The following is a 10,129-nucleotide window of genomic DNA, read 5'->3' on the forward strand; positions in this document are numbered from 1 at the left end:
GTTCGCGGGGCGAGGGGTCCACACGGGACGAGCGCACTCGGCGACCTGCGCCATCAGTTCGGCGACTCGATCGGCGATCCTGCCAGGCTCCGGCGTACGTCCCACACCCAGACCGTCGAGGATCACGAGATTGGTCGGCGTGAGCCCCCGGACACCCAGTGACCACCCGAAATGGTGGTTCCAGGCGAGGACGGCCTTCCGTCCGGGGTAGTGCGGGGCCTCGTCGGGCAACGTCAGAACCACGTCGAACGCGTCGTCGTCCCAGCCCTGAACCGCCTCCGCGTCGAGCGTGGTGGCCACAGTCGTGACGTAGTCGGCGACAGAGGCTGAACCGGTCGCCCGGAGCTGGCTGTTCATCGTTTCTACCCACTTCCGTGTCGTTCGCGGTGAGGAGTTCCCGAGTGATTCGGTGCCGGCGGCTTCGGGGATTGGTCACCGCACGAGAAGAATCGGTCGTCTCACCTACGCACGAGAAGAATCGGTCGTCTCACCTGCTTTGTTACAGGTCCGACCGTCCGCGGGGGTCCGCATCCGCGCGGAGCGCCGCGGCAGGACGCTCGAACAGGTCCGCCACCGCTGGTGCCCGCTCGGTCGGTACGTCCACAGCGATGTTCTGCCCGTTCCTGAGCCATCCGCTCCGCAGCGACGATCCCATCCAGTTATCCAGTACCGCTTGGCTTTCGAACTTGAGAATGATGACGCAGATGTCGGACGTACTGCTTTCCTTCAGCCAACCGCCCCCGAGGAATCCGGGAAACAGACGTGCGAGACCGAGACCGGTCTGGATCCAGTCCGCGAATTCCTCGTCACAGCCCGGACTGATGCGGCGAACGATGGTGGTCGTGACCGATGCATTCACCGTTGTACCGGTAGCGGCACTTCTTCTGCTGTCAGCGGCGCTATCGTCGACGCTGGTCACTGCCGCCACTTCTCCATCCTCGATACCCCGACACCGAACGGTCCCAGCGTAGAGCGTCTTCCCCTGCAAAGGTGCTAGCGATCGTTCGGTAATCATGCCATGCTGGCCGGGTGGAGCACATCGAACTCGAAGTCACCGACGGTATCGCGACGATCACCCTCAATCGCCCCGACCAGCTCAACGCGTTCACCACCACCATGCAGGACGAGCTGATCGCCGCGTACGACCGGTTCGACGCAGACGACGCCGTCCGCGTCATCGTGCTCACGGGTGCCGGACGAGCGTTCTGCGCGGGCGCCGACCTGTCCGCAGGTGCCGACACGTTCGATCAGACACAGGATGCCGACCCGGAATCGCTCCGCGACGGCGGCGGTCGTGTGGTGCTCCGCATGTTCGAATCCCGCAAGCCGATCATCGCCGCCATCAACGGTCCCGCTGTCGGTGTCGGCATCACCATGACCCTCGCGGCCGACTTCCGACTCGCAGCCGAGGGTGCACGCATCGGATTCGTCTTCAACCGTCGCGGCATCGTCCCCGAGTCGTGCTCCACGTGGTTCCTGCCGAAGCTCGTCCCTCTCCAGACCGCACTGGACTGGGTGTACTCGGGGCGACTGTTCGATGCTTCCGAGGCCCTCGAAGCCGGGCTCGTCTACAAGGTGTACCCGCGTGAATCTCTCCTCGACCGGGCGTACGAGCTGGCCCGGAGCCTGACCGAGCACTCCTCCCCCGTCTCGGTAGCGCTGTCCCGGCAGATGATGTGGCGCACGCTCGGCGCCGAGCACCCGATGATCGCGCACCGCATCGAGAGCCGCGGCATCACGATCCGCGGCGCCGGACCGGATGCCCGTGAAGGCGTGACGGCGTTCCTCGAGAAGCGGCCGGCCGTGTTCTCCGACAGCGTGCGGGACGACATGCCGGACCTGTTCGGCGACGACCTTCCGGTCCCGTCGTTCGGCGGCTGAGCTCAGAACATGCTGTATCCGCCGTCGATCAGGACGGACGACCCGGTCTGGAAAGCAGACGCGTCGCTCGCCAGATAGACGGCGATACCGGCGAAGTCCTCGGGAGTGCCCCACCGTTTGAGCGGAACCCGCGAAATCACCTGGGTGGTGAACTGCTCCGAATCCTGCGCCTCGGTGGTCATGTCCGTGGCGACCCAGCCCGGCAGCACACTGTTGACGCGGATGCCGGCCCGTGCGAACTCCACGGCACACCCATTGGCGAGGGCGAGGACCCCGGCCTTGGAGGCGGCATAAGCCTGGTTGCGGCCTGCGCCCTGGAGAGCACCGAGACTGGACGTGACGATGACGGATCCGCCGGTGCTCTGCGCCGTGAGAACTTTCGCGGTCTCGCGCAACGTCCAGTAGGCGCCGTCGAGGTTCGCGCTCATCACCGCGCGATAATCCTCGGTGGTCGAATCGGTGAAACGTACGAAAGGAGCGGCGACACCGGCGTTGACCACGACCACGTCGAGACCTCCGAGGACCTCGACGCTCGCCTTCACTCCGCTGATCACGGCCTGCTCGTCCGTCACGTCGACGCTGCGGACTGCCACGGCGTTTCCTGCCGTCGCAAGCTCGGCTCTCGCGGACTCGAGCCGGTCCCGATTGCGGCCCCAGAGGCAGACGTCGGCGCCGGCGCCGGCCAGCCCGCGGGCCATCCCAAGGCCTATTCCGGCGGATCCGCCGGTGACGAGAGCACGTTTTCCACTGAGATCGAACATGTGACGCGACAAGATCGTTCTCCTTCGTGCCGACCGGGACCGGCTACTTCGTGAACCCGGACGCGATATCGCGGCCGATGATTTCCTTCATGATCTCGGTGGTGCCGCCGTAGATGGTCTGGACACGGGAATCCACGTAGGACCGGGCGATGGGGTACTCCATCATGTAGCCGTAGCCGCCGTGCAACTGCACGCCGCGATCGACCACCCGCTTCTGCAGTTCGCTTGCCCACCACTTGGCCTTCGAGGCGTCGACGGCGGTGAGTTCGCCGGCGTTCAGCGCGAGCACACAGCGGTCGATGTGGGACTCGGTCACCTCGATCTCGGTGAGCATCTCGGCCAGCGCGAACCGGGTGTTCTGCAAGTCACCGATCGGCTTACCGAACGCCTTGCGCTCGAACACGTAGTTCTTGGTCCACTCGTAGGCGGCGCGAGCAGCGCAGATGGCGTTGACGGCAATGGACAGTCGCTCGAGCGGCAGGTTCTCCATGAGATGGACGAAACCGCGTCCCTCGACACCGAGCAGATTGCCCGCCGGCACCCGCACGTCCTCGAACACGAGCTCGGCGGTGTCCTGGCCTGCGAGACCGACCTTGTGCAGCTTGCGGCCGCGGCTGAAGCCGGGTGTGTCCCGCTCGACGACGATCAGAGAGAAGCCCCTGGACCCGGCATTCGGGTCGGTGCGAACCACCACGATGACGACGTCGGAGTGAATTCCGTTGGTGATGAACGTTTTCTGACCGTTGATGATCCACTCGTCGCCGTCGCGGACCGCGGTGGCCTTGACTCCCTGCAGGTCGCTGCCGGCTCCGGGTTCGGTCATCGCGATCGCGCCGATGAGCTCACCCGCGGCCATGCCGGGCAGCCAGCGCCGCTTCTGCTCGTCGGTACCGAGTCCGACGATGTACGGGATGGTGATGTCGTCGTGCACGCTCAGGCCCGACCCGAACGAGGTGGTGGCGGTGCGGGCGATCTCCTCGGAGACGACGTACCGGAAGCGGAAGTCGTCCACTCCGGATCCACCGAACTCCTCGGGCACGCAGAGTCCGATGATGCCGGACTTCCCCGCGGACAGCCATGCCGAGCGGTCGATGAGCTTCTCGGTTTCCCACTGTTCGTAGTTCGGCTCGACCTCGCGGGCGAGAAATTCGCGCACGGTCTCCCGGTACGCCTCGTGATCGGGCTCGAAAATGCTGCGCTGCACTGGTTCTCCTCTGCAACAGGTGTCCGGGTCAGGAGGCCGGTCGGTACCCGACCGTGTGTAGGGCGATGTCGATGTATCGGGTGGCGATCTGCTCGGGCGTCAATGCTCCTCCGGGCTGATACCAGCGCGGAATGTGCTGGCACATGCCGAGGAGCGCTCGCACCGTCTCGGCGGTGTCGCTCGTGGTGAACACACCCCGGGAGACCCCGTCCGCTACGAGGTCGATCATCATCAGTTCGAGTCTCTTGCGGGTCGCGGCGTACCGGCTTCGACTCTCATGCGAGATGTGCCGCAGTTCGGAGTCCAGTGCCACATGCCTGGACCGGTAGGTCATATAGAGAACGATGGCCTCGACGACGTTGCCGAATCGATCCGCGGGATCGTCCCCCGCCTCGTCGGCCGCGCTCTCCGCTCGGTCGTTGAGTTCGCGCATCGAGGCTTCGAAGAGCGCCACGAGAACTGATTCCTTGCTCTCATGGTGGTAGTACAGCGCGGGAACGGTCACCCCGACACGACGGGCGATTTCGCGCACCGTCGTGCCGTGGTAACCATTCTCGTTGAAGGCATCCAGAGCATGCTCGAGGATGGGGGTCAGGGGCAGGGGTTCGAATGTCCGCCAATCGACGGACACCGACTTCGCGGTCATCGCCCCTCCTCTCGCAGGTTCGTTCGGTCTTCGATCGGATTCGATCAGCGCGGAGCCATACGGATGGCGCCGTCGAGGCGGATGGTCTCACCGTTGAGCATCGGGTTGGACACGATGTGCGCGGCGAGTGCGCCGTACTCGGAGGGATCCCCGAGGCGAGACGGGTGCGGTACCTGCGCCCCGAGCGAGGCCTGCGCGGCCTCCGGCAGACTGCCGAGCAGCGGAGTCTTGAACAGGCCGGGGGCGATGGTGACCACGCGGATCAGCAGCGACGCCAGGTCGCGGGCGATCGGCAGGGTCATGCCGACCACGCCGCCCTTGGACGCCGAGTACGCGGCCTGACCGATCTGGCCGTCGAAGGCGGCGACGGACGCGGTATTGATGATGACGCCGCGCTCACCGTCGATCGGCTCGGTCTTCGAGATGCGCTCAGCGGCCAGCCGCAGCACATTGAAGGTGCCGACCAGGTTCACATTGATGACCTTGTTGAAGTCGGCCAAGGGGAATGCGCCGTTCTTGCCGACGGTCTTGATGGCGTTGCCGATGCCGGCGCAGTTCACGGTGACGCGCAGTGGTCCGAGCGATTCCGCCAGATCCAGTGCGGCGGTCACGGACGCTTCGTCGGTCACATCGCCCGCGGCGAAGCGGACGCGGTCGCCGAGTTCCTTGGCGACGACCTCACCGTTGGACGACGGCAGGTCGAGGATGACGACGCTGGCGCCGTCGGCGAGCAGGGCCTTGGTGGTGGCCAGGCCGAGGCCGGAGGCACCGCCGGTGACAAGAGCGACACTGTCGTTGACGATCATGTAATCCCTTTCGGAGAGTAGGTTTTCGGTAAGAAGTGAAGGTCAGAGACGTTCGATGATGGTGGCGTTGGCCATGCCCGCGCCCTCGCACATGGTCTGCAGCCCGTAGCGGCCACCAGTGGCTTCGAGGTTATTGACCAGAGTGGTCAGCAATCGGGTGCCCGAGGATCCCAGGGCGTGTCCGAGTGAGATCGCGCCGCCCCAGGGGTTGAGCTTGGCCGGATCGGCGTTGAACTCGTGCGCCCAGGCAAGGGGCACCGGCGCGAACGCCTCGTTGACCTCGTAAGCGTCGATGTCGTCGATGCTCAGACCCGCGCGCTCGAGCACCTTGTGGGTAGCCGGGATCGGCGCGGTGAGCATGAAGACCGGATCGTCACCGGCAACGGAGAACGAATGGAACCGCGCCCGCGGCGTCAGCCCCAGCTTGTTCGCCATCTCCTCGCTCATGATCAGAGCGGCGGAGGCGCCGTCGGTGAACGGCGACGAGTTGCCGGGCGTGATCAACCACTGCGCCTCCGGGAACCGGGCCGCGTATTTTTCGGAATAGAACGACGGCTTCAGGCCGGCCAGTCCCTCGGCGGTGGTGGTGGCGCGCACCGTCTCGTCGACCGTGTGCTGCACCTGCTCCCCGGCGGCGTTGGTCACGGTGATCGGTACGATCTCCTTGTCGAACAGCCCCTTCGCGGCGGCCTCGGCGGCACGCTGATGCGACTGCGCGGAGAACGCGTCGACGGCCTCCCTGTCCAACTTCCACTTCGCGGAGATCAGTTCCGCGGAGATGCCCTGGTTGACCAGGCCCTCCGGGTAGCGGGCGGCGATGCCCGGGCCCGAGGCGTCCTGGCCCATCGGCGAGGTGCCCATCGGGATGCGGCTCATCGATTCCACACCACACGCGATCACCATGTCGTAGGCGCCGGCGATGACACCCTGTGCGGCGAAGTGCGCGGCCTGCTGGCTCGATCCGCACTGGCGGTCGATGGTGGTGGCGGGCACCGAGTCCGGGAACCCGGCCGAGAGCAGCGCGGTGCGGGAGATGTTCAGGGCCTGCTCACCGACCTGCTGGACACACCCGCCGATCACGTCGTCGACCTGCGCGGGGTCGATGCCGTTGCGTTCGACGATGCTGCGCAGAACGTGCGCGAGCAACTCCACGGGATGGGTCCCGGACAGTGCACCGCCGGGCTTGCCCTTGCCCGAGGCGACGCGGACGACGTCGACGATGACAGCGTTGGTCATGATGATTCCCTTTCGAGGAAGAATTTGGGTGCCCTCGATTCGGGGGCCATTACTGATCGCTCGCTAAAGTTAGTACCACGCCGCTGCGGGCACGGTCAACGGCTAAGGTTACCTAGCGCCCGCTCAGTTGCATCTGGTATGGATATTCGGGGCGAACCGGAGGAGATCATCACGTGTATGCGCAGCAACTGACCGCGACATCGGGTCCGAGTGGAGTCCGGTTGGTCGAAATCGACGAGCCCGAGGGTAACGGCCTGGTCGTCGTCGACCTGCACGCCGCGGGGGTCTCGTTCCCCGACCTTCTACAGACCACCGGCAGCTATCAGATGGTCCGTGAACTGCCGTTCGTACTCGGCTCCGAAGGCGCGGGCGTCGTCCGCAGCGCACCCGAAGGCAGCGGATTCGCCGCCGGCCGGCGGGTGGCCGTACTAGCGGTCGGCGGCGCCTGGCAGCAGACCGTCGCGGTGCCGGCGCAGTTGGTGTTTCCCCTGCCCGACTCGGTATCGCTGGAGGCCGGGGCGGGCTTCCTCCTGAACTACCTCACGGTGCACTTCGCTCTCGACGAGCGAGCCCGCTACCGTCCCGGGGAGACCGTGCTCGTGCACGGCGCGGCCGGCGGTGTCGGCGTGGCCGCACTCCAGGTGGCCGCCGCGCTGGGACTCGAAACCATCGCCGTGGTCAGTTCCGAGGAGAAGGCGAAAACGGCTCTCGCGCAACGCGCAACGCATGCGGTCCTGGTCGAGGGATGGAAGGACCGCGTCCGGGAGATCACCGGTGGCCGCGGGGTCGACATCATCCTCGATCCGGTCGGTGGTGATCGCGTCACCGACAGCCTGCGCAGTCTCGCACCGGGTGGCCGCCTCGTGGTGCTCGGTTTCACCGGCGGTGAGATTCCCACCGTCAAGGTCAATCGTCTTCTCCTCCGCAATATCTCGGTGGTCGGCGCCGGTTGGGGCGAGTACGTGGGCACCGATCCCGGATACCCCGCGAGGCAGTGGGCGGCACTCGCACCCCTGCTCGACTCCGGCGACCTGCAGATCGCGGAACCCACCCTCTACCCGCTCGCGAATGCCGGCGACGCCCTACGCGCACTCGAAACCCGAACCGCCACCGGAAAAATCGTCCTCTCTCTCCGAACTTCGTGAAGGATCTCCAATGACTACTGACAATCCCGGTGTGAGGATCGCCGTCGAGGGCGGCATTCTCCGCATCACGCTCGACCGGCCCCAAAGCATGAACGCGGTCACCACCGAGGCCCTCGAGGCCATCGCCGGCGCCTTCGAGAAGCACACGGGCGACTCGTCGGTTCGCGTCGCCGTCCTCACCGGCGCCGGACGCGCATTCTGCACGGGCGCCGACCTCTCCATCGCGAGAGACCTGGATTCCCCGTCGCCGGATCTCATCGACGCCCTGAATCGCGCCGCCACAGCCATTCGCGCCTTCCCCCGGCCGGTCATCGGAGCCGTCAACGGCCCTGCCGCCGGAGCGGGCGCATCCCTGGCGTTGGCGTGCGATCTCACGGTCGTCACGGAGTCCGGCTATTTCCTGTTGGCATTCACCAGGGTCGGCCTGATGCCCGACGGCGGTGCCACCGCCCTGGTCGCCGCCTCGATCGGCCGAGCCCGGGCCATGAAGATGGCACTGCTCGCCGAGCGACTCCCGGCTCGGGACGCGCTCACCGCGGGCCTCGTGGCAGACGTCTATCCCGATGAGGAGTTCCGCGATTCGGTGGAGACACTGGCACACCGCCTCGCAGACGGCCCGCCGGATGCCCTCGCCGAAACGAAGATGGCGATCAACGACGCTACCCTCGTGGAACTCGACGACGCCTTCGCGCGGGAACGCAAGGGACAGCTCGTTCTGCTCGCGGCTGCCGACTTCGCAGAGGGTGTTGCTGCATTCAAGGAAAAGCGTCCGGCCGTCTTCGGACGGGGCTGAGGCACCGTGACAACCCCTATCCGCCCCGCAGTCATCGCCCGTTGGCACGAGATCGTCGAGACGTCCGACCTCCGCGCTCTCGACACGCTGATCGCGGAGGACGCCGTGTTCTCCTCCCCCGCGGTGTTCACTCCGCAAGAAGGTAAGGCCAAGACATTCGCCTACCTCGGTGCCGCACTGACGGTGTTCGAGAACACCGGCTTCCACTACGTCGACGAGTGGTACGGTGAACGATCTGCAGTTCTCGAGTTCGCTGCAGATCTCGACGGGATCCACGTCAACGGCGTCGACATGATCCGCTGGAGTGACGAAGACCGGATCACCTCGTTCAAGGTCATGATCCGCCCGCTCAAGGGCCTTCAGGCCCTCATCCCCCGCATGGGCGAGCAACTAGCCCAGTCCTGAACCACCCGCTTACAAGAACCACTGTCCTACAAGGAGTTTCCATGAGCCTGCCCACGATTTTGCACGACCGGCTTCGCCTTCCGGTGGTGGCGTCGCCGATGTTCATCGTCTCGGGACCCGACCTCGTCATCGCCCAGTCCACCTCCGGCATCGTCGGATCGTTCCCCACGCTCAACGCGCGCCCCCAGCCGGTGCTGCGCGAATGGCTGCAGCGCATCACCGAGGAACTGGCCAAGTACGACGCCAACAATCCCGAGGCGCCGTCCGCACCGTTCGCGGTCAACCTGATCGTGCACAAGTCCAACGATCGCCTGGCCGAAGACCTGGCGACCATCGTCGAATTCGCGGTACCGATCGTGATCACGTCGCTGGGCGCCCGCGCCGACGTCAACGAGGCCATCCACTCGTACGGCGGGATCGTGCTCCACGACGTCATCAACAACACCTACGCGAAGAAGGCGATCGAGAAGGGCGCCGACGGCCTCATCGCGGTGGCTGCCGGCGCCGGCGGTCATGCCGGAACCCAGTCGCCGTTCGCCCTGATCCAGGAAATCCGCGAATGGTTCGACGGCCCGCTACTCCTCTCGGGCTCCATCGCCCATGGCCGTTCCATCCTCGCAGCGCAGGCGGCGGGAGCAGACCTCGCCTACGTGGGGTCCGCCTTCATCGCCACCGAAGAGGCCAACGCAGACACCGAGTACAAGCAGATGATCGTCGACTCGACCGCATCGGACATCGTCTACTCCAACCTGTTCACCGGAGTGCACGGAAACTATCTGCGCGGCAGTATCGAAGCCGCCGGTCTCGACCCGGTCGCCCTGCCCCAGTCCGATCCCTCCGCAATGGACTTCGGTACCGGTGACGACACCGCCACCGGATCCGACAAGGCCAAGCCGAAGCCGTGGCGTGACATCTGGGGAGCCGGCCAGGGCGTGGGTGCGGTGGACGCCGTCGTTCCCACGGCCACACTCGTCGACCGGCTGGCCCGCGAATACGCCGAAGCGCGCACACGTCTCGGCGTCTGACAACACAGTCGCGCAGTTCGGGGGGTATGGCGCTCATGAGGAACGCTGCAGCAGATTTGGTTTCAGCCTTCTTCGATGAGCTTCATCGGCGCATGCACTAAACCTGAATCCGTGGAAGATCTTGGTGGCCGCGTCGGCGTGTGAATGAGGAAAGTGCCTTCTGAGCTGGGATGATCAGGGTCGTTGAAGTCCAGATTATCCGCCGCATCAGAAAGCACTTTCAGTGA

The 10,129-nt window shown here is 65.7% G+C and carries 12 protein-coding genes; 5 read left to right on the top strand and 7 right to left on the bottom strand.

Going from position 1 to position 10,129, the window contains the following annotated elements; translation table 11 throughout:
• Both WAW17_RS15995 and WAW17_RS16000 read right to left on the bottom strand, forming a co-directional pair.
• Positions 1-357: DUF6292 family protein (locus WAW17_RS15995; RefSeq protein WP_422333928.1), on the bottom strand; the 357-nt coding region annotated here is incomplete at its 3' end.
• A 142-nt stretch (positions 358-499) separates the two neighbouring features.
• A complete protein-coding gene (locus tag WAW17_RS16000) occupies positions 500-859 on the bottom strand; it encodes an antibiotic biosynthesis monooxygenase (RefSeq protein WP_422333929.1) in 360 nt (119 codons plus the stop codon).
• Positions 860-1,029: 170 nt separating this feature from the next.
• Here WAW17_RS16000 and WAW17_RS16005 point away from each other — a divergent pair, with 170 nt between their 5' ends.
• Positions 1,030-1,881, top strand: a complete 852-nt coding sequence (locus WAW17_RS16005; protein ID WP_422333930.1) for a crotonase/enoyl-CoA hydratase family protein — start codon at positions 1,030-1,032, stop codon at positions 1,879-1,881.
• 2 nt (positions 1,882-1,883) lie between these two features.
• Here the strand turns inward: WAW17_RS16005 and WAW17_RS16010 are convergent, their stop codons facing one another.
• The 5 genes from WAW17_RS16010 to WAW17_RS16030 are packed head-to-tail and all read right to left on the bottom strand — an operon-like array spanning position 1,884 to position 6,534.
• Positions 1,884-2,642 (bottom strand): SDR family NAD(P)-dependent oxidoreductase, encoded by a 759-nt coding sequence (locus WAW17_RS16010; RefSeq protein ID WP_422333939.1) that lies wholly within the window; start codon positions 2,640-2,642, stop codon positions 1,884-1,886.
• A 43-nt stretch (positions 2,643-2,685) separates the two neighbouring features.
• A complete protein-coding gene (locus tag WAW17_RS16015) occupies positions 2,686-3,846 on the bottom strand; it encodes an acyl-CoA dehydrogenase family protein (protein ID WP_422333931.1) in 1,161 nt (386 codons plus the stop codon).
• A 28-nt stretch (positions 3,847-3,874) separates the two neighbouring features.
• Complete coding sequence (locus tag WAW17_RS16020; RefSeq protein ID WP_422333932.1) at positions 3,875-4,492, bottom strand: TetR/AcrR family transcriptional regulator; 618 nt, start codon at positions 4,490-4,492, stop codon at positions 3,875-3,877.
• 44 nt (positions 4,493-4,536) lie between these two features.
• Positions 4,537-5,298, bottom strand: a complete 762-nt coding sequence (locus WAW17_RS16025) for a 3-hydroxyacyl-CoA dehydrogenase (RefSeq protein ID WP_422333933.1) — start codon at positions 5,296-5,298, stop codon at positions 4,537-4,539.
• 42 nt (positions 5,299-5,340) lie between these two features.
• On the bottom strand, positions 5,341-6,534 hold the full coding sequence (locus WAW17_RS16030) for a thiolase family protein (RefSeq protein WP_422333934.1): 1,194 nt from the start codon (positions 6,532-6,534) through the stop codon (positions 5,341-5,343).
• Between the two features lie 173 nt (positions 6,535-6,707).
• Between WAW17_RS16030 and WAW17_RS16035 the strand changes: the two genes are divergently transcribed.
• Genes WAW17_RS16035 through WAW17_RS16050 form a run of 4 tightly spaced genes read left to right on the top strand, consistent with a single transcriptional unit; the run spans position 6,708 to position 9,902 of the window.
• Positions 6,708-7,679 carry an NADPH:quinone oxidoreductase family protein gene (locus WAW17_RS16035; protein ID WP_422333935.1) on the top strand — a complete coding sequence of 324 codons (972 nt, stop codon included), beginning with the start codon at positions 6,708-6,710 and terminating at the stop codon, positions 7,677-7,679.
• A 10-nt stretch (positions 7,680-7,689) separates the two neighbouring features.
• Positions 7,690-8,472, top strand: coding sequence for an enoyl-CoA hydratase-related protein (locus WAW17_RS16040; protein ID WP_422333936.1), 783 nt, complete (start codon positions 7,690-7,692; stop codon positions 8,470-8,472).
• Positions 8,473-8,478: 6 nt separating this feature from the next.
• Positions 8,479-8,877, top strand: coding sequence for a nuclear transport factor 2 family protein (locus WAW17_RS16045; RefSeq protein WP_422333937.1), 399 nt, complete (start codon positions 8,479-8,481; stop codon positions 8,875-8,877).
• 41 nt (positions 8,878-8,918) lie between these two features.
• Positions 8,919-9,902, top strand: coding sequence for an NAD(P)H-dependent flavin oxidoreductase (locus WAW17_RS16050; RefSeq protein ID WP_422333938.1), 984 nt, complete (start codon positions 8,919-8,921; stop codon positions 9,900-9,902).
• Positions 9,903-10,129: the final 227 nt, after the last annotated feature.

Origin of the sequence: Rhodococcus sp. (in: high G+C Gram-positive bacteria), from assembly GCF_049286785.1 — a bacterium.
Taxonomy (GTDB): Bacteria; Actinomycetota; Actinomycetes; order Mycobacteriales; family Mycobacteriaceae; genus Rhodococcus_F.